Below are 19287 nucleotides of genomic sequence, written 5' to 3'. Positions count from 1 at the left end.
CAGGCCGATGAGGGGCCGCAATCAGCAGGAGCTCCGAATGGGCCAGGGCGCGCTTTATCCCGATCTCGCCGGCAAGGTGGTCATCGTGACCGGCGGCGGAAGCGGCATCGGGGAGGCCATCGTCCGGGCCTTCGCGCGGCAGAACGCCAAGGTCGGCTTCCTCGACATCAACAAGCCCGCCTCCGAGGCGCTCGCCGCCGATCTCGCCGGCAAAGGCGCCACGGTGCGCTTCGAGCACTGCGACCTGACGGACGTGGAGGCGCTGCGCCGGTCCATCGCGGCGATCAGGGAGCAGCTGGGACCCGTCTCGGTGCTGATCAACAACGCCGCCCATGACGAGCGCCACCGGACCGAGGACGTCACCCCCGAATACTGGGACGGCCGCGTCGCGGTGAATCTGCGGCACCAGTTCTTCTGCGCCCAGGCGGTGCTGGAGGACATGAAGGCCGCGCGCGACGGCGTCATCATCAATTTCGGATCGGTGTCCTGGATGGTGGGGCAGGGGGGCATGGCGGCCTACACGGCCTCCAAATCGGCCGTGCTCGGCCTCACCCGCTCGCTCGCCCGCGACTTCGGCCCCTACAACATCCGGGTCAACGCCATCGCGCCGGGCTGGATCATGACCCAGCGCCAGATCGACCTCTGGCTCACCCCGGAAGGCGAGAAGGAGCTGATGGATCGCCAGTGCCTGAAGCGCAAGCTGGTTCCCGACGACATCGCCCGGGTCGCGGTCTTCATGGCGTCCGAGGAGGCCAGCGCCTGCACCAACCAGCATTACGTCGTCGACGGCGGCTGGGTTTGAGCGGGACTTCCGTCCGATGACCGCCGCGGACCCGGACAGCCCCGCCCTCATCGCCCTGGATTGGGGCACGTCGCGGCTGCGCGCCTATCTGGTGTCGGCTTCCGGGGCGGTGCGCGACCGCCTCGGCGCGGACGACGGGATCGCCGCCGTGCCGGCGGGAGGGTTCCCGGCGACCCTGCGCCGGCATGTCGGCCCCTGGCTCGACCGCGACCCCTCCCTCCCGGTCGTGATGGCCGGCATGGTCGGAAGCCGCAATGGCTGGGTCGAGGCGCCCTACCTGGAGTGCCCCGTCGAGATCGACGACCTTGGCCGGAGTTTCGCCCGTGCCGACCTCGGAGGCGGCCGCGAGGCGCTGATCGTCCCCGGCCTGACATGCCGCCGGCCGGGCGGCGCGCCCGACGTCATGCGCGGCGAGGAGACCAAGATCGCCGGCGCCGGCGTGCGCGACGGCGTCGTGCTGACGCCGGGCACCCATTCCAAATGGGCCGAGGTGGCGCAGGGGCGAATCACGGGCTTCTCCACCTTCATGACGGGCGACGTCTACGCGGCGCTGAAGGACCATACGATCCTGGGCATGCTGGCCCAGGACCCGCCGGACGAGACGGGCTTCGCCCGCGGCCTCGCCGCCGCCCGCGGCGCGGGCGGGCTGACGCATCTGGCGTTCTCGGCGCGGACGCTCGTCCTGATGGGAGAACTCGCTCCCGCCCAGGTCGGCCCCTATCTGTCGGGCCTCCTGATCGGCGTCGAGATCGACCAGGGGCTCGCGATGGCGCCGCCCGGCGCGGAGATCACGCTGGTGGCCGAGGGCGTCTTCGCCGCATCCTATGCGGCCGCGCTGGCGGACCGGGGCCGGACCTGCCGCGTCCTCGATCCCGAGGCCGTCATCGTCGCCGGGCTGCTGCGCATCCTCGACGCCACACACCGCTGACCGCGAGCCAGACCATGTCCTTTCGCAGCCTCTTCGACGACGCGTTCCGGCGCTGCTCGCTGATCGCCATCCTGCGCGGGCTCCGGCCCGACGAGGCCGTCTCGATCGGTGAGGCTCTGGTCGGCGCCGGCTTCACCATCCTCGAGGTGCCGCTGAATTCTCCCGATCCGCTGGACAGCGTCGCCAGGCTCTCCCGGGCGCTGGCCGGCCGGTCGGTCGTCGGCGCCGGCACGGTCTACCGGCCGGCCGAGGTCGACGCCGTGGCCGAGGCGGGCGGAACCCTGATCGTGTCTCCCAACGCCAACCCGGCCGTGATCGGCAGGACCAAGGAGCTGGGGCTCGTCTCCGCCCCGGGGGTCATGACGCCGACCGAGGCCGTCGCCGCGCTGGACGCCGGGGCGGACGTGCTGAAGTTGTTCCCGGGCGAACTCATCGGGCCCGCCGGCGTCAAGGCGATGGGCTCGGTCCTGCCCAAGGGCCCGCCCCTCGTGATCGTCGGCGGCGTCACGCCCGAGAACCTGCAGGCCTATGCGGGCGCGCCCGCCGACGGCTTCGGCATCGGCTCGGCCCTGTTCAAGCCCGGCCTCGACGCCGCCGCGGTGGCCGAGCGCGCCCGGGCCTTCATGGCCGCCCATGCGGCCTGGCGGAGGACCGCGTCGTGATCGTGACGTTCGGCTCCGTCAACGTCGATTTCGTCACCCGGGTGGAGCGCATCCCTTCCCCGGGCGAAACGGTCATGGGCCCCGACTACGCGGTCATTCCGGGCGGCAAGGGCGCCAACCAGGCGCTCGCGGCCCGGCGCGCCGGCGCCGAGGTCGCGCTGGTCGGCGCCGTCGGACAGGATCCGTTCGCCGCCATCGCGCTGTCTTTGCTGCGGCGGGACGGCGTCGACCTGTCCCGCGCGGCGGCCGTGGACGCGCCGACCGGGGCCGCCTTCATCGCGGTGTCGGCGGCGGGCGAGAACGCCATCGTGGTCGCGGCCGGCGCCAACGCCAGGGTCGTCGCGAGCCAGATGGACGGGCTTCCCCTCGGCGCGGGCGACACGCTCCTCCTGCAGCGAGAGGTCCCCGAAGAGGAGGTCCTGAAGGCGGCGCGCGCGGCCAAACGGGCCGGGGCCAGGGTGATCCTGAACGCCGCGCCGGCCGGCGAGGTGAGCCGCGAGCTCCTCGACGCGCTCGACATCCTCGTCGTCAACGAACACGAGGTCGCCATCGTGGCGGCCGGGCTGGGGTTGGCGGGAGGTCCCGACGATCTCGCCCGCCAGATCGACGCGGACCATGGCGTGGCCACCATCGTGACGCTCGGCGGCGAGGGCGCGGTCGGCTGGACGGGCGGCGTCCGGCGCAGCGCGCCCGCGCTCCCCGTCGAGGTCGTCGACACCACGGCGGCGGGGGACACGTTCTGCGGCGCCTTCGCGGCCGCCATGGACCAGGGTCTCGGCTTCACCACGGCCCTGGCGAGAGCGGCCGCCGCCGGCAGCCTCGCCTGCGCGACGGCCGGCGCCCAGCCGAGCATCCCCGTGAAGGCCGCGATCGATGCGGTCGCGGCCGATTTCCTGGCCTGACGCCGCCCTGCGATCCTTGCGCGGCGCTTACCGGGTCGGGTCGCATTCGCGCGACGGTCCAGACGGTTCCTGAACGCCGTCCGGCTAGGCTCTCCCGGCCGAGACGGAGGGTTCGATGCTGAAAATCGCGTTTGGGGCGGCCCTGATGATCGTCGCCAGCGTCGTGGCGGTGCGGTTCGCCGGAAACCTCCCGGCCCGGCCGGCGTCCCCGATGGCCCAGGCCGCCTCGGCGCAGGTCGCCGCGCCGCCGGCCGCGCCCAAGGGCCAGCTCCACGGCTCCTACGGGCGCGCCACCGTCGTGCTGGCGGCGGATCCGCGCGGGCATTTCTCGGCGGAGCCGTCCATCAACGGCGTGAAGATCCGGACCCTCGTCGACACCGGGGCCTCGGTGGTGGCGATGTCGGCGGAGGATGCGCAGCGGGCCGGAGTCTTCCCGGCCGGAGCGGACTTCCAGATCCCCGTCTCGACCGCCAACGGCGTCGTCAAGGCGGCCGCCGTCCGGCTGCGCGAGGTGCGCATCGACAACATCGTCCTGCGGGACGTCGAAGCGATGGTGCTGCCCCAGGGCCGCCTCGGCGGGACGCTGCTCGGCATGTCCTTCCTGCGCCGCCTGACCGGCATGGAGGTTTCCGACGGACGGCTGATCCTGACGCAGTAGCCGCAGGCCAAGCTTCCGCCGCAGTCGGCGTCAAGGGTGCTGGAACCGTTGCAAGCGCGCGCCGTTCAGGTATGGCTTGCGACGCCCTTCTCCTCTTGCAGCGACAGGCCCCATGTTCCCCAAGCCCGTACCCGCCCTCAAGGTCAACACCTACGAGTACGAGACCATTCCGATGGTCAAGCCCACCGGCTTCCGGGAGTATGACGCCCGCTGGCTGTTCGAGAAAGAGATCAACCTGATGGGGATCCAGGCCCTCGGCATGGGCCTCGGGACCATGATCCGCGACATGGGCGTCAAGCCGGAGATCGTCACCGGCCACGACTATCGCGGCTACTCGGCTTCGATCAAGCTGGCGCTGATCAGCGGGCTGATGGCGGCGGGCTGCAAGGTCCACGACATCGGGCTGGCCATGTCGCCGATGGCCTATTTCGCCCAGTTCGAGCTCGACGTGCCCTGCGTCGCCATGGTGACGGCCTCGCACAACGACAATGGCTGGACGGGCGTCAAGATGGGGTCGCAGCGCCCCGTCACCTTCGGGCCGGACGAAATGAACCGCCTGAAGGACATCGTCCTGAAGGGCGAGTACCGGACCGCCGAGGGCGGATCCTACAACTATGTCGAGAACTTCCCCGAGCGTTACATCGCCGACCTGACCTCTCGCGCGCCCATCCGGCGCAAGCTGAAGGTGGTCGCGGCCTGCGGCAACGGGACGGCCGGCGCGTTCGCGCCGCAGATCCTGGAGAAGCTCGGGGTCGAGGTGATCCCGCTCGACACCGAACTCGACCACAGCTTCCCGCGCTACAATCCCAACCCCGAAGACATGGAGATGCTGCACGCCATCGCGCACGCCGTGAAGGAGCATGGCGCCGATGTCGGGCTCGGCTTCGACGGCGACGGCGACCGCTGCGGCGTGGTGGACGACGAGGGCAACGAGATCTTCGCCGACAAGATCGGCGTGATGCTGGCGCGCGACCTCTCCAAGCTGCACCCCAACGCGACCTTCGTGGTCGACGTGAAGTCCACCGGCCTCTTCGCCACCGACCCGGTCCTCCAGGCCAACGGCGTGAAGGCGGACTACTGGAAGACCGGCCACTCCTACATCAAGCGCCGCGTCGCCGACCTGCAGGCGCTGGCCGGGTTCGAGAAATCGGGGCACTTCTTCTTCAACAAGCCCGTGGGACGCGGCTACGACGACGGCCTGGTGACGGCCATCGCGGTGCTCGACATGCTGGACCGCAGCCCCGAGAAGTCGATGGCGGACCTCTACCGCGACCTGCCCAAGACCTATGGCACGCCCACGATGGCTCCCCATTGCGACGACGAGGTCAAATACCAGGTCGTCGAACGGGTGGTGAAGCGCTTCCAGGACATGCAGGCCAAGGGCGAGACCATCGCCGGCGAGCCGATCCGCGATCTCGTCACCGTGAACGGCGTGCGGGTGACCGCGACCGACGGCACCTGGGGGCTGGTGCGGGCGTCCTCGAACAAGCCCGAGCTGGTCGTGGTGATCGAGAGTCCGGTCTCCGAGGAACGCATGCGCGCGATGTTCAAGGCCGTCGACGGCGTCCTGCGGGAAAACCCCGAGGTCGGCGCCTACAACCAGACGATCTGACCCTGTCGGAAACGCGAAGCGGCCCGACGGGCGGGCCGCTTGGGCGCCGGCCGGACGGCGGTCAGGAGCAGTAGGTCTGCCCGGTCGCCGGCTTGCCGCTGCTGGGAATGCTGGACTCCGTCCGGCCCACATAGGTCGAGATCCGGGGGCGCATGAAGATGCGCTCCTGGAGGTTGAGGGAGCCGGTGATCACGTAGCCCATCACGGGCTTGTAGGTGTACTCGACTTCCGCCATCACGAGCGACGTGCCGCTGTCGCTGCGCAGCGCCGAGGGAACCTCGGCCGTGTTGAACGTCCGCCCGCGCGCATAGGCGGTCCAGCCGCTGGGCGAGCTCGGTCCGACCTCGCTCCAGCAGGCCGTCGCCTCCTTGCCGGAGGTGTTGGAGATCGCGATGCTGGTGATCCGCATCCGGGCGTCGGCGGTCTTGAGCGGCGAGAGCACGACCTTTCCGGCGTTCATGATCGTCTTCAGCTGATTGATCTCGGTCGTGTCGTTCTGGCTGACCAGGTCGGCCAGGGTGCGCGTCAGCAGCACCACCTTGCGGTCGGCGCTGAGGCCCATGCTGACTTCGACCGAGCCGATATACAGGCTGAGCATCACCGGCAAGATCAGGGCGAATTCGATGGCGGCGATCCCGCGCGCGTCCCGCACGAAATCGGCGCAGGGACGGAGACGTCGGGCGGCGAAGGCGCGGGCCGCGGCGGAGAGGGCTGTCATGCTGGTCATCTCACGGCGAGCTCGGAGCCGCATAGGGCTCGGTCTGGAACGCGGCAGTCGCCATGATCAGCATCTTGCCGCCCTTCAGGTTCACGAAGCTGGTTCCGATCAGGGGAACGACGATCGGGTAGGCGATCACCGCCCGCACGATGTTGATCGTCTTGGGTCCGCCCGGATTGAAGGCGAAGCCGCTGGTGTCGAGGTTCTTGCCGCTGTCGATCGGCGGGCCGTCGATCTGGGCGGTGTCGAAGCTGCCCACCGTGCGGACGTCCACCTGCAGCAGGTTCTTGCAGTCGAACATCGCCTTCACGCGGCTGCAGACCTCGTCCTTGAATTTCTGCTGCGTCCAGCTTCCCGACTGCGCCTGGCCGGTCAGGATCTTGCGCGATGCGTCCGTCACCGCGGTCTGCAGCACCTGGCCGCTCACATGCACCATCGACGTTTCGAAGATGGCGTAGATCAGGCTCATGAACGGGATCGCCAGCATGGCGAATTCGATCGCAGTCGAACCGCGCTCGTCACGGCGCAGACGCCGCATCAAGCGGCGCTTGGCGCCGAGTGCGTTTCGAAACGGGAACACCTTCATGATGAAGTCTCGCAAGGGCCAGATCAGGCTCTGGCCAAGCACCATGGGCATGAACCCGTTGATGTTACCTTGCTGACTTGCAAAAGGCAGGATCAGAAGAACGTCTTGCTTAACAAGTTCGAAAGAAGATCGATGGAAACGGCGGTCGACGCCGGGGCGGCGGCCGTCGCCTACTTGGCGAGGCCGTTCCGGACGGTCGTCTGTCCGCCCACGCCGTCGAAGTGGCGGGGAACGTCGCCCAGCGACAGCGTCGGCTGGCAATTGGGAGCGCAGGAGTAGGTCTCGCGCTCCATCCCGCGCTGGACGACGATGACGTTGTCCGCCGAAGCCTCGACGCGGATCAGCGATTCCCCGATCACCGCGCCGCTGGAATCCTGGGCGATCAGGTTGGTCACGCCGTAGCTCTTGCCGGTGAGGATCATCGAGCCGTTCTTCTGGACGGCGATGTCCGCGATCATCGGGTTGCCGATCACGATGGTGGTGGCCTTCGGCGGCATCTTCAGCACCTGGGCGCGGTCCGTCTGGACGACGATGCTGTCGACGGCGGCGGCCGGCGCGACGGCGGCCGCGCCGAGCAGGATCGCGCAGGCCGCGCGAACCGCCAGCGACGTCACGATGGTGTCGGCGTTCGCGAAGCGGGAAGCAAGCATGATGAGTCCTCGGTCGATGTGAGGCGAAGACTGGGTCAGAATGGTGAATATTGAGATAACGAGGCCGCCGGAGGGCGCCTCCGGCCGCGCGGGACGCCCGTTTGAAGCAGAAGCGCCGACGTCCGCCTGTATAGCAGGCATTAACCCTCAATCGTGACGCACGCAAAAGTTGTGTTTTGGGCCCGGCGATTAACCTGGATGCAACTGACCACAACCTATGGTCGTAATCGGTTCTGGCGAGTTTCGGTCAATGCACGCAAAGAAAAGCCAGACGGGTGCAACAGTGTTCGCAAGGAGCAGATCATGAAGACCCTTTTCTCGCGTTTCGTGAAGGACGAGTCTGGCGCGACGGCCATCGAGTACGGCCTGATCGCCGCCATCATTGCGGTCGGCATCATCGCCGCTCTGCAGGGCCTGAAGTCCAACCTGAACTCGACCTTCAACAAGATCAGCACCAACGTCGGCTCGGCCAACTGATCCGCCGCGCGTCTGTGCTTGAGACGAGAACGGCCCCCACGCGGGGCCGTTTTCTTTAGGGCGGCGTCGCTCGCGCCTCCTAACGAGGGATCAACTTCTTTGGTCCATACTCGGTCTTCGACTAGCGCCATTCGACGCAGGACGGCCCGATGACCCTGACCCACTTCGCTCTGTTGTCGCTCTTCCCGGCCCTGATGGCCTACGCCGCGTGCAGCGACCTTCTCTCGATGCGGATCTCGAACCGGGTCTCCCTGCTGCTGTTCGCGGGCTTCATCGTCATGGGCCTGGCGGTCGGGCTGCCGTGGGAGACGTGGTTGATGCACTTCGCCGCAGGGGGGCTCGTGCTGCTGATCACCTTCGGCATGTTCGCGGCGGGCTGGATCGGGGGCGGCGACGCCAAGCTCGCGGCCGTGACCGCGATGTGGATGGGCTGGGGATCCCTGCTCATCGAATACGGCGCCATCGCCTCGCTGTTCGGCGGCGCGCTCACCCTCGCTCTCCTGAATTTCAGAACCTTCCCGCTGCCTCAATTCGCGCGCTGGCCGTGGCTGCTCCACCTGCATCATCACCAGACCGGGGTGCCCTACGGCATCGCCCTGGCCGCGGCAGGGTTGGCGGTCTACCCCGACAGCCAGATCTGGATGCAATCTCTGACTGTATAGTCGGACCCTCGCACGGACTTGAGGAATGATTGCTTCCGCATTTCGGGATTACTAATCCTTAACCATGATGACGCGATGATCCTGATCGGGAACGGGCCGATGTCTTCGGCTCGGTTCGATCTGGACAGGTTCACATGACCCCTGCGCGTATCGCCATCCTGGGTATCGCCGTCTCGGCCGGTGCGGTCGCGGCGTATCTGGCGTCGGGCTCCGACCCCGCCGCTCCTCCGCCGGTGCAACAGGCGGCGCCGGCCATCAGGACCGTGGAGGTGCTGGTCTCGGCCGTCGAGATCCCGCTCGGTGGGACGGTGGGCCAGAAGGAGCTCAAATGGCAGACCTGGCCGGCTGACGGCGCGGGAGACGGCTTCATCACCCGCCAGGCGCAGCCGACCGGCGTCGAGGACTTCACCGGGTCCATCGCCCGCGTCTCCATGCTGCCGGGCGAGCCTGTCCGCCGCGAGAAGCTGATCAAGAGCGACACGGCAGGCGTGCTCTCCGCCATGCTGCCCGCCGGCTCCCGCGCCATCGCGATCACGATCGACAACCGCGGCGCCAACACGGCGGGCGGCTTCATCCTCCCCAACGACAGGGTCGACGTGATCCGGATCTACCGGGACGACGCCGCCTCCAAGGTCCAGGGAACGGACGTGGTCGTGAGCGAAACCCTGCTGCGCAACATCAGGGTCCTGGCGATCGGCCAGAACATCCAGGAGCGGAACGGCGAAAAGGTCGTCGTCGGCGAGACGGCGACGCTGGAGCTCGACCCGCGCCAGGTCGAGACCGTGACCCTGGCGCAGCGCCAGGGGCAGCTCTCCCTGTCGCTCCGCAGCCTCCGGGACATGACCAAGACCGACGAGCAGATCGTGAAGCCCGAAGACGTGAACCTCACCATCGTTCGCTACGGCACGTCCTCGCAGCGGTGACGGGACAGGGAAATACGATCATGAAAATGTCTTTGCTCGCCGCGGTCCGCCGTCACGCCGCCATCGCCGCCCTGCTGCTGGGCGCTCTCGGCCCGGCCGGAACCGTCCACGCCCAGCAATCGCCGCCCGCCATCACGGTGTCCGACAGCGAAGGCGGGCAGGCCCGCCGAATCGATCTCGGCATCGGCAAGTCGGTCATCGTGGACCTGCCGCGGGACGCCAAGGAGGTGTTCGTCGCCAACCCCAAGGTGGCCAACGCGATCGTCAGGTCGACGCGCAAGATCTTCGTGATCGGTGCGGCCGACGGCCAGACCAACGTCGTCGTGATGGACACCGAGGGCCGGCAGATCGCCAATCTGGACGTGAACATCGGGCGGGACCTGAACGTCCTCAGGCGCATCCTGAAGACCGCGATGCCGACGAGCGACGTCAACATCGTGGCCGTCCAGGACACGATCGTGCTGACCGGCACGGTCGCGTCCGCGGGCGACGCGCTCCAGGCCATGGACATCGCCAAGGGCTTCGTCGGGACCAGCCTCGTCGGAGCGACGGGCGTCACCGGCACGGTCGTCAACTCGCTGACGGTCCGCGGCCGCGAGCAGGTCATGCTCAAGGTCACGATCGCCGAGATCCAGCGCAACGTGCTCAAGCAGCTCGGCATCAACATCACCGGGAACTGGCAGCTCGGCAACTTCGCCGGCGCGCTCGGGCTGACCAATCCGTTCAGCTCGCCTCCGGCCAACGCCATCTCGGCGACCCTGAACGGGACGAAGTTCACCCTGAACGCGGCCGAGCGCGCCGGCCTCATGAAGACCCTGGCCGAGCCCACGCTCACCGCCATCTCGGGCGAGAGCGCCAAGTTCACGGCCGGAGGGCAGATCCCGACCGCCGGCTCCACGACCTGCGACGCCGGGACGGCGCGCTGCGTCTACGGCATCGAGTACAAGACGGTGGGCGTGGCCCTGAACTTCACCCCGATCGTGATGTCGGAGGGACGGATCGTCCTGCACGTGTCGACCGACGTCACCGACATCGACCCGTCCAACCAGATCAACACCGCCACCGGCATCGTCGCGCTGTCCTTCAAGACCCGCAAGATGGAGACCACGGTCGAGCTGCCCTCCGGCGCGACGCTGGCCTCGGCGGGCCTGATGCAGACCCGGAGCAGCCAGACCATCAACGGTCTGCCCGGCCTGATGAACCTGCCGATCCTGGGCGCGCTGTTCCGGTCTCGCGACTACATCCGCGAAGAGACCGAACTCCTCATCACGGTCACGCCCTACATCGCCAAGCCCACCAACGCCCAGGAGGTCGCCCGTCCGACCGACGGCTTCGCCGACTCCACGGACCCGCAGGCGATCCTGATGGGCCAGCTGAACCGGATCTACGGCGTCAACGGCGCCGGATCCGCCCGGGCCGCCTACAAGGGCCGAGCCGGCTTCGTGGTCGAGTGATGGAGGACCGCATGCGCTCCCGGCCGACCACACGACCCCTCAACGTCCTCATGGGTAAGCTCATCATGTCCAACACTGCAGCCCGGTCCCGTGCAGCGGCGCTCGGAGCGGTCCTGGCCGCCTCCGCGATGACGGCCGGCTGCAGGACCGACGGCGAGGTCACCGCCTCGATCTATCCAGCCGACTACCGGGTCCGTCACCCGATCGCGCTCACCTACGCCCCCAACACGCTGGACCTGTTCATCAGCCGGAACATGACCGGCCTCGACGCCCGCCAGGCGGAGGACCTGCGGGCCTTCGCGGCGGAGTATCGCCGCTCCGGCCGCGGGCCGATGACGGTGCTGGTCCCGGTCGAGCCGAACGCGCCGGCGGCGTCCCGCCGGGGAGCGGACGCGGTCCGGTCCGCCCTCGCGGCCGCAGGCGTCAGCCGCGCCTATCTGCAGGTGCAAAGCTACCCCGGGCCCGGCAATTCCCTGGCCAGCCCGGTCCGGCTGGTCTTCAGCAAGCTGCAGGCGAAAGTCACCTCCGAGTGCGGCCAGTTCCGCACCGACGTCGGCGGAACGGGGGGCACGATCGAGGGCTGGCAGAACCGGGATTACTACAACTTCGGCTGCGCCAGCCAGACCGCCCTGGCCAACCAGGTCGCCGATCCGCTCGACCTGCAACGCTCGCGCGTCGAGGAGCGGTCCGACGTCCTCAAGCGCATGAAGGTGTTCGACGACGCCCGCAAGGGCTCCGACCCGAGCACCACGTGGAAGACGGAAGCGGCGGCCGTGAACGGGGTAGTGAACTGATGGCCAGAGAGAGCATGTCGGCCATGGCCCGGACGCAGGACGCGTCCGAGGTCGGGCACATCGGACCCGTTCCGCGAATCGCGATCCAGGCCTTCTGCGAGACCTCGGCCGTCGCGAGGACCATCGAGGAGGCCAACGCCGACCGGCGGATGGACAAGGCGCATCTCAAGGTCCAGATGGGCGGCGCGCAGGCGGCCGTGGAGGTCTACAGGACCGCCGCGACTCCCAACCTGGTCATCCTGGAATACGCCCAGGGCGACGGCGCCAAGCTGCTGAGCTCGCTGGACGAGCTCGCCGAGAGCTGCGACGCCGGCACCAAGGTCGTGGTGATCGGCCATTTCAACGACGTCGTCCTATACCGCGAGCTGCTGCGCCGCGGCGTCAGCGACTATCTGATCGCCCCCATCACGACGCTGGGCTTCATCAAGTCCGTCTCGGAGCTCTACCACGCTCCGGGAGCCGACCCGGTCGGCCGGACGGTGGCGGTGATCGGCGCCAAGGGCGGCGTGGGCGCGTCCACGATCGCGCACAACCTCGCCTGGGCGATCTCGCGGGGCCTGTCCACCGCGACGGTGATCGCCGATCTCGACCTGCCCTTTGGCACCGCCGGCCTGAACTTCAACCAGGATCCGCCGCAGGGCATCGCCGAGGCCGTGTTCGCGCCGGACCGCCTGGACGCGGCCTTCATGGATCGGCTGCTCTCCAAATGCTCCGAGCAGCTGCACCTGCTCGCCGCGCCCGCCACGCTGGACCGGCTCTACGACTTCCCGGAGACCAGCTTCGACGGGGCGATCGACATCCTGCGGGCGTCGACGCCCTGCGTCGTGCTCGACGTCCCGCACCAGTGGACGGCCTGGACCCGGCGGCAGCTGATCGGGGCGGACGACATCGCCATCGTGGCGGCGCCGGACCTCGCCAATCTGCGCAACGCCAAGATCCTGATGGACGTGCTGCGGCAGACCCGCACCAACGATCATCGGCCGAAGCTCGTCATCAACATGCTGGGGGTCCCGAAACGGCCCGAGATCGGCGTGGGAGAGTTCGCCAAGGCGCTCGACTGCGAGCCTTCGGCCGTGATCCCGTTCGACCCGCATCTGTTCGGGACGGCGGCGAACAACGGCCAGATGATCGCCGAGATCCAGGCCAATGGCCGGATCACCGAATCGATCCTCGATCTCGCCAGGACCCTCGTGGGGCGCTCGGAGGTCAAGAAGCCCAGCCGGTCCCGGCTGCCGCCCTTCCTCAGCCGGCTGGCGCGAGCCAAGGGTTGACCCGGAAATTTGACGTTCACCAGAAGGACCGGCGTTCACCACTCCGAAACGCCGGGTCGTCATAAGGAAACAGCATGTTCGGCAAGCGCTCCACTCCAGGAACGATGAAGCCCGGCGGCGGCTTTTCGCCTGCGCCCGCCGGGGTGCGCCTGAGCGAGCCGCCGCCCCTGACCGTGCCGCATCTCGACGTCCCCGCGCCGTCCGCGCCCAAGTCCCATCCGACCGCGGCCGCCGCCGAGAGGTCGAAGTCGGAGGACTACTACCAGACCAAGAGCACGATCTTCGGCGCCCTCATCGAGGCGATCGACCTGTCGCAGCTGAGCAAGCTGGACAGCGACGCCGCGCGCGAGGAAATCCGCGACATCGTCAACGAGATCATCGCGCTCAAGAACCTGGTGATGTCGATCGCCGAGCAGGAGGAGCTGCTCGACGACATCTGCAACGACGTGCTCGGCTACGGGCCGCTGGAGCCGCTGCTGTCGCGCGACGACATCGCCGACATCATGGTGAACGGCCCGGAGCGGACCTATATCGAAGTCGCCGGCAAGATCCAGCTCACGAACACGCGTTTCCGCGACGCGGCGCAGCTGATGAACATCTGCCAGCGCATCGTCAGCCAGGTCGGCCGACGCGTCGACGAATCCTCGCCGATCTGCGACGCGCGCCTGCCCGACGGGTCGCGCGTCAACGTGATCGCCCCGCCGCTGGCCATCGACGGCGCCGCGCTCACGATCCGAAAGTTCAAGAAGGACAAGCTGACCCTCGACCAGCTGACCAAGTTCGGCTCGATCAGCCCGGAAGGCGCGCAGATCCTGCAGATCGCCGGCCGCGTGCGCTGCAACGTCGTCGTCTCGGGCGGCACCGGCTCGGGCAAGACCACGCTGCTGAACTGCCTCACCCGCTACATCGACGACGACGAGCGCATCATCACCTGCGAGGACGCCGCGGAGCTGCAGCTCCAGCAGCCGCACGTGGTGCGCCTGGAGACGCGCCCGCCCAACCTGGAGGGAAACGGCGCGGTCACCATGCGCGACCTCGTCAAGAACTGCCTGCGCATGCGTCCCGAGCGCATCATCGTCGGCGAGGTCCGCGGCCCGGAGGCGTTCGATCTGCTCCAGGCCATGAACACGGGCCATGACGGCTCGATGGGCACGCTGCACGCCAACTCGCCGCGCGAGGCGCTGTCGCGCATCGAATCCATGATCACGATGGGCGGCTTCACGCTGCCGTCGCGCACCATCCGCGAGATGATCTGCTCGTCGGTGGACATCATCGTCCAGGCCGCCCGCCTTCGCGACGGCTCGCGCCGCATCACCCACATCACCGAGGTGATGGGGATGGAGGGCGACACCATCATCACCCAGGACATCATGATCTATAAGATCCTGGGCGAGGATCCCTCCGGCCGCCTCATCGGCCGCCATCAGTCGACCGGCATCGGCCGCCCCCGCATGTGGGAGCGGGCGCGATACTACAACGAGGAGAACCGCCTCGCGGCGGCCCTCGACGGCATGGAAGAAGTCGACGATGCCAAGATCGCCTGATCGGTCGCGGGGGACGCGGCGATGAACATGACCCAACTGGCGGTCGGACTGCTCGCCGCGCTGGCGGTGGGCGGCGCCGCCTACGCGCTGATCTATCCCTATCTGTCCGGAGAGATCAGGGGCGAGAAGCGCCAGCGGGCGCTGGTCAACTCGGACCGGCAGACGCGGGCCGGCGGCGACCCCGCCGCATCCGCTCTCGCCCGCCGCGAAAAGGTGACGAACAGCCTGAAGGAGATCGAGGCCCAGCAGAGCAAGGCCTCGAAGATCTCCCTCGAACGACGCATGCTCCAGGCCGGCCTGGACTGGGACAAGAAGAAGTTCACCCTCTTCAGCCTCGCATCGGCGGTGGTGCTGGGGGGGCTGCTCTACTTCATCACCGAGCACCCCCTGGTGGGCGGCGCGGGGGTCTTCGTCGGCGGCCTGGGGCTGCCGCGCTGGATCCTGAATTTCATGCGCAAGCGGCGGATGGCCAAGTTCATCGACGAGCTGCCCAACGCCATGGACGTCATCGTGCGCGGTCTGCGGTCCGGGCTCCCGCTGGGCGACTGCGTCCGCATGATCGCGTCCGAAGCGGCCGAGCCCGTCCGGAGCGAGTTCCGCCAGATCGTCGAAGCCCAGACCATGGGCCTGTCCATCGGCGACGCCGTCGGCAAGCTCTATGAGCGCGTGCCCGTCCAGGAGGCGAACTTCTTCGGCATCGTCATCGCCGTGCAGCAGAAATCGGGCGGCAACCTGTCGGAGGTTCTCGGCAACCTCTCGCGCGTGATCCGCGACCGCAAGAAGATGCGGGGCAAGATCTCCGCCATGAGCATGGAGGCGAAAGTCTCGGCGCTCATCATCGGCTCGCTGCCGATCTTCGTCGGCTTCTCGGTGTACGCCACGACCCCGGACTACATCTCCCTGCTTTGGACGACGATCCACGGGCGGATGTTCATGGGCCTCGCGGCGGCGATGATGATCACCGGAACGTTCGTCATGAAGAAGATGATCAGCTTCGACATCTAGGGAGGGCCTGACATGCTGACTGCGCTCGTCCTGAAGCTGAGCGACCCGAAATTCCTCGTCATGATCTTCGCCGCGATCGCGGCGGCCGCCGCGGTCCTGACTTTGGCCATGCCGTATCTCGAGACGGACCGGTTGCAGCGGCGCATGCGCGACGTGTCCGTGGAGCGCGACCAGATCCGCGCGCGCGAGCGCGAGCGCCTCGGACGAGGCGGCGGCGCGAACGAGAAGGTGTCGCTGCGCTACGCCCCCAAGGCGCAGATGAAGCAGGTCGTCGACCAGTTCAGCCTCGACAAGTGGCTGGGCACCGAAACGGCCAAGATCCAGCTGAACCAGGCGGGGTATCGGGGACCTCAGGCGGAGGTCGCCTTCCTGTTCTTCCGTCTGGTCATGCCGATCATCTGCCTGATTTCGGCGGCGTTCTATTCCTTCGTCCTGTGGGAGACGGACCAGGGAGCGCTGGTGAAGGGCGGCATCGTCATCGCGAGCGCCTATATCGGCATCAAGGCGCCGGAGATCTTCCTCAAGAACAAGATCACCAAGCGCCAGGCCAGCATGCGGCTGGCCTTCCCGGACGCGCTCGACCTGCTCCTGATCTGCGTGGAGGCCGGCATGTCCCTCGAGCACGCCTTCCGCAAGGTGGCCCTGGAGATCGGCTCGCAGTCGGTCCCGCTGGCCGAAGAGCTGTCGCTGACCACCGCGGAGCTGTCCTACCTGCCGGACCGGCGCAAGGCGTTCGAAAATCTGTCGAACCGGACGGGCCTGGACGCGGTCAAGAGCGTCACGACGGCTCTCGTCCAGGCGGAGAAATACGGCACGCCGCTGGGCCAGGCCTTGCGCGTGCTCGCCCAGGAGGGCCGCGACGAGCGCATGAACGCGGCCGAGAAGAAGGCCGCCGCCCTGCCGCCGAAGCTGACCGTCCCGATGATCGCCTTCTTCCTTCCCGTGCTGATCATCGTGATCATCACGCCGGCGCTGATCCAGGTTTTCGAATGGAATTAGCGTGAGGCGAACCGACGGGCCCTCCTGATCCGGAGGCCGTTTCGAGGACGACGAAAAGGCCGGCGCCCGCGAGGGCCCGGCCTTTCTTGCTGCAAAGTCCGGTCTGGGCGCCGTCAGTCGACGGCGGTCTGCGCGGTCAGGTCCAGCGCCGGGCCCGGCTTGGGGGCGCCCGCCTTCCTGGCGGCCGTCGTGCCTCCGGCGGCCGGCTTCGCGCCGGGCTCGGTGGACGCCGTCCTGGCGGCGGCCGGGCCGGCCTTGCCGTCCAGCTTGCGGATCTGGGCCCAGCTGTTCGGCTGCGCCACCATCTGCTTCATGGCGGACACGCTCTGGGCCGCCTCGACGGGCGCGAGGTCGCGCCGCGCGATCGCTTCCGCCTCGGCGAACTTGCCCTGCAGACCGAGGACGAGCGCGAAGTTCTGCCGGACGCGCGTGTCGGCCGCCGGAGACGCCGCCGCGCGGCGAAGCACCGCCTCGGCTTCGGGCAGCCGCTTGGACAGCGCATAGGAGAGCCCGAGATTGGAGAGCACGCCGGGATCCTCCGGGCGCAGGCGAAGCGCGCTCTCGTAGAGCGACTGGGCCTCGCCGTGGTCGCCCAGCTGGTCGGCGACCGCGCCCTGCGCGGAGAGCACCCGCCAGTCGGGGCGTTCGGGCGTGTGCGCCTTGGCGAGCACGTCGCGGGCCTGCTGCAGCTGGCCCACTTCGATCAGGGCCTTGCCGTAGGCGGACAGGATCTCAGGGTCGCGCGGGGCCTTCAGCGCGGCGGCCTGCAGGACGGCGACGGCCTGCTGGCGCTGGTCGATCATGCGCAGCGCGTGGGCGAAGCTGAGCGAGACGCCCTTGTCGCCCGGCTTGGCGTCGTACTTCTTGCCGAGGTCGTCGGCCGCGACGCGCCAGGCCTCCTGGCTGCGCGGGGCCGAGGCGGCCAGCGAGCCGGTCGAATCGGGTCCGTCCTTCTTGCATCCCGTGACGGCGAGAGCGGCGAGGCCGACGCAGGCCAGGAGGAGAGGCCGAAGCCGGCGCGAGACGGGGAGGGGGGCGGCGGGCATGTCATACTCCGGGGGCGAACGAGGAGCCCCGACCACCCCCATCAATGACTCGTTAAGCCTAATGTTGGGTTAAAACGGCCCGATCGCTCGCAGGCCGGGCGGGAAAGAGGCGGTCCGCTCACGCTTGCCGGGTCCCGGCGGCGTGCTAAGAGCTGGGGATCGTCCACCCCGAAGAGGCCCCGATGATCAAGCTGGTCCCGAACACAGGCTCAGAACCCTGCGCGCCCATCTGGTTCGTGGGGCCGGGCGACTGGCGTGAGCGGGCGACGGCGCTGGGGCCGGTCGCGGTCGCTTTCGCCGAAGCCAGCGGCTATGCGGCGGCGCCGGGCGCCGTCCTGCTGGCGCCGGGTCCGGACGGCCGGATCGCCGCGGTCCTGTTCGGCGACGACGCGGCCGCGGGCCGGCGCGACCCCTTCCACGCCGGGCGGCTCGCCTCCGCCCTGCCCGCCGGCTGCTACAGCCTGCCGGACGACGTCGCCCCCGGCGCGGTCCTGGCGTTGCTGCTCGGGTCCTACGCGTTCACGCGGTATCGCTCGGCGGCGTCGTCCCCCGACATCCGCATCGTCGCGCCCGGGCGGCTGGACGGCGCCGCGCTGGAGCGCATCGCCGCGGCGGTCGCGATGGGCCGCGACCTCATCAACACCCCGGCGAACGATCTTGGCCCCGCCGAACTCGAGCAGGCGGCGCGGACGCTCGCCGGCAAGCACCGGGCCGGCCTTCAGGTGATCGTCGGCGAGGACCTGCTGGCCCAGAACTTCCCGATGGTGCACGCGGTGGGGCGCGCCTCCAGCCGGGCGCCGCGCCTGATCGACCTGACCTGGGGCGAAAGCTTCAATCCGAAGGTGACGCTCGTCGGCAAGGGCGTCTGCTTCGACACCGGCGGCCTCAACATCAAGCCCGACGCCTCCATGCTGCTGATGAAGAAGGACATGGGAGGCGCCGCCACCGCCCTCGCGGCCGCCCAGATGATCATGGAGGCCGAACTCCCGGTGCGCCTGCGCGTCATCGTCCCGGCCGTCGAGAACGCCATTTCGGGCTCCGCCTTCCGCCCCGGAGACGTCCTGCCGAGCCGCAAGGGACCCACGGTCGAGATCGGCAACACGGACGCGGAAGGGCGCCTGATCCTCGCCGACGCGCTCGCGCTGGCCGACGAGGACGAGCCGGAGCTGCTGCTCGACTTCGCCACGCTCACCGGCGCGGCGCGAGTCGCGCTCGGCCCCGATCTCCCGCCCTTCTACACGGACGACGAGGCCCTTGCGGCCCAGGTCGCCGCGGCCGCGGAGGCGGTGAACGACCCGGTCTGGCGCCTGCCGCTCTGGAAGCCCTACCGGACGATGCTGGATTCCAAGGTCGCCGACATCAACCACATCGGCGGCTCCTTCGCGGGCTCGGTCACGGCGGCCCTGTTCCTGCGAAGCTTCGTCGAGAAGGCCAAGGCCTACGCGCATTTCGACATCTATGGCTGGACGCCGTCGGGCAAGCCGGGGCGTCCGGAGGGCGGCGAGCCCCAGGCGGCGCGCCTCGTGTTCGAGCTCGTGCAGAAGCGCTACGGCTCCCGAACTTAACCCTGACGTGCGGGGACGCTTGCATGGGG

20 protein-coding genes are annotated in these 19287 nt (G+C 68.7%); 16 read left to right on the top strand and 4 right to left on the bottom strand.

Annotated features, from left to right (window positions below):
• Positions 1-37: 37 nt before the first annotated feature.
• The 6 genes from ACYVO7_RS01955 to ACYVO7_RS01930 all read left to right on the top strand — a co-directional run bounded on the left by ACYVO7_RS01955 (position 38) and on the right by ACYVO7_RS01930 (position 5564).
• On the top strand, positions 38-802 hold the full coding sequence (locus ACYVO7_RS01955) for an SDR family NAD(P)-dependent oxidoreductase (protein WP_460448165.1): 765 nt from the start codon (positions 38-40) through the stop codon (positions 800-802).
• A gap of 16 nt (positions 803-818) precedes the next feature.
• Entirely contained in the window at positions 819-1730 is a 912-nt protein-coding gene (locus ACYVO7_RS01950) for a 2-dehydro-3-deoxygalactonokinase (RefSeq protein ID WP_460448164.1), read from the top strand.
• A gap of 14 nt (positions 1731-1744) precedes the next feature.
• Positions 1745-2392, top strand: coding sequence for a 2-dehydro-3-deoxy-6-phosphogalactonate aldolase (locus tag ACYVO7_RS01945; protein ID WP_460448163.1), 648 nt, complete (start codon positions 1745-1747; stop codon positions 2390-2392).
• Positions 2389-3294 (top strand): ribokinase, encoded by a 906-nt coding sequence (locus ACYVO7_RS01940; RefSeq protein WP_460448162.1) that lies wholly within the window; start codon positions 2389-2391, stop codon positions 3292-3294. Before ACYVO7_RS01945 ends, ACYVO7_RS01940 begins: the two co-directional genes overlap by 4 nt.
• Before the next feature lie 115 nt (positions 3295-3409).
• Positions 3410-3952: a retropepsin-like aspartic protease family protein gene (locus tag ACYVO7_RS01935; protein ID WP_460448161.1), complete on the top strand. Its 543-nt coding sequence runs from the start codon at positions 3410-3412 to the stop codon at positions 3950-3952.
• Between the two features lie 112 nt (positions 3953-4064).
• Positions 4065-5564 (top strand): phosphomannomutase/phosphoglucomutase, encoded by a 1500-nt coding sequence (locus ACYVO7_RS01930; protein WP_460448160.1) that lies wholly within the window; start codon positions 4065-4067, stop codon positions 5562-5564.
• A gap of 61 nt (positions 5565-5625) precedes the next feature.
• On the opposite strand, the gene ACYVO7_RS01925 is transcribed toward ACYVO7_RS01930, so the two are convergent.
• The 3 genes from ACYVO7_RS01925 to ACYVO7_RS01915 form a co-directional block, all read right to left on the bottom strand.
• Positions 5626-6282 carry a TadE/TadG family type IV pilus assembly protein gene (locus tag ACYVO7_RS01925; protein WP_460448159.1) on the bottom strand — a complete coding sequence of 219 codons (657 nt, stop codon included), beginning with the start codon at positions 6280-6282 and terminating at the stop codon, positions 5626-5628.
• A 10-nt stretch (positions 6283-6292) separates the two neighbouring features.
• The gene (locus ACYVO7_RS01920) at positions 6293-6919 is read right to left on the bottom strand and encodes a TadE/TadG family type IV pilus assembly protein (protein WP_460448158.1); all 627 of its coding nucleotides are present in this window, start codon (positions 6917-6919) and stop codon (positions 6293-6295) included.
• Positions 6920-7038: 119 nt separating this feature from the next.
• Entirely contained in the window at positions 7039-7518 is a 480-nt protein-coding gene (locus tag ACYVO7_RS01915) for a pilus assembly protein N-terminal domain-containing protein (RefSeq protein ID WP_460448157.1), read from the bottom strand.
• A 303-nt stretch (positions 7519-7821) separates the two neighbouring features.
• Between ACYVO7_RS01915 and ACYVO7_RS01910 the strand changes: the two genes are divergently transcribed.
• The 9 genes from ACYVO7_RS01910 to ACYVO7_RS01870 all read left to right on the top strand — a co-directional run bounded on the left by ACYVO7_RS01910 (position 7822) and on the right by ACYVO7_RS01870 (position 16647).
• On the top strand, positions 7822-7995 hold the full coding sequence (locus tag ACYVO7_RS01910; protein ID WP_406856159.1) for a Flp family type IVb pilin: 174 nt from the start codon (positions 7822-7824) through the stop codon (positions 7993-7995).
• 149 nt (positions 7996-8144) lie between these two features.
• Positions 8145-8657 (top strand): A24 family peptidase, encoded by a 513-nt coding sequence (locus ACYVO7_RS01905; RefSeq protein WP_460448156.1) that lies wholly within the window; start codon positions 8145-8147, stop codon positions 8655-8657.
• A 134-nt stretch (positions 8658-8791) separates the two neighbouring features.
• On the top strand, positions 8792-9580 hold the full coding sequence (gene cpaB / locus ACYVO7_RS01900; protein WP_460448155.1) for a Flp pilus assembly protein CpaB: 789 nt from the start codon (positions 8792-8794) through the stop codon (positions 9578-9580).
• Positions 9581-9600: 20 nt separating this feature from the next.
• Positions 9601-11034, top strand: coding sequence for a type II and III secretion system protein family protein (locus tag ACYVO7_RS01895; protein WP_460448154.1), 1434 nt, complete (start codon positions 9601-9603; stop codon positions 11032-11034).
• Between the two features lie 65 nt (positions 11035-11099).
• Complete coding sequence (locus ACYVO7_RS01890; protein ID WP_460448153.1) at positions 11100-11828, top strand: CpaD family pilus assembly protein; 729 nt, start codon at positions 11100-11102, stop codon at positions 11826-11828.
• Entirely contained in the window at positions 11828-13099 is a 1272-nt protein-coding gene (locus ACYVO7_RS01885; RefSeq protein WP_460448152.1) for a CtpF protein, read from the top strand. Before ACYVO7_RS01890 ends, ACYVO7_RS01885 begins: the two co-directional genes overlap by 1 nt.
• A gap of 74 nt (positions 13100-13173) precedes the next feature.
• The gene (locus ACYVO7_RS01880) at positions 13174-14643 is read left to right on the top strand and encodes a CpaF family protein (protein ID WP_460448151.1); all 1470 of its coding nucleotides are present in this window, start codon (positions 13174-13176) and stop codon (positions 14641-14643) included.
• A 21-nt stretch (positions 14644-14664) separates the two neighbouring features.
• Positions 14665-15648, top strand: coding sequence for a type II secretion system F family protein (locus tag ACYVO7_RS01875; RefSeq protein ID WP_460448150.1), 984 nt, complete (start codon positions 14665-14667; stop codon positions 15646-15648).
• Positions 15649-15660: 12 nt separating this feature from the next.
• Positions 15661-16647 (top strand): type II secretion system F family protein, encoded by a 987-nt coding sequence (locus ACYVO7_RS01870; RefSeq protein ID WP_460448149.1) that lies wholly within the window; start codon positions 15661-15663, stop codon positions 16645-16647.
• A 113-nt stretch (positions 16648-16760) separates the two neighbouring features.
• On the opposite strand, the gene ACYVO7_RS01865 is transcribed toward ACYVO7_RS01870, so the two are convergent.
• A complete protein-coding gene (locus ACYVO7_RS01865) occupies positions 16761-17693 on the bottom strand; it encodes a tetratricopeptide repeat protein (RefSeq protein WP_460448148.1) in 933 nt (310 codons plus the stop codon).
• A 182-nt stretch (positions 17694-17875) separates the two neighbouring features.
• On the opposite strand from ACYVO7_RS01865, the gene ACYVO7_RS01860 reads away from it, so the two are divergent.
• The gene (locus ACYVO7_RS01860) at positions 17876-19258 is read left to right on the top strand and encodes a leucyl aminopeptidase family protein (RefSeq protein WP_460448147.1); all 1383 of its coding nucleotides are present in this window, start codon (positions 17876-17878) and stop codon (positions 19256-19258) included.
• The last annotated feature ends 29 nt before the right edge of the window (positions 19259-19287 follow it).

The sequence above is a fragment of the Alsobacter sp. SYSU BS001988 genome, assembly GCF_054796215.1.
The sequence above is the reverse complement of the archived record's forward strand: the minus strand, read 5'-3'. Positions and strand labels throughout refer to the sequence as shown.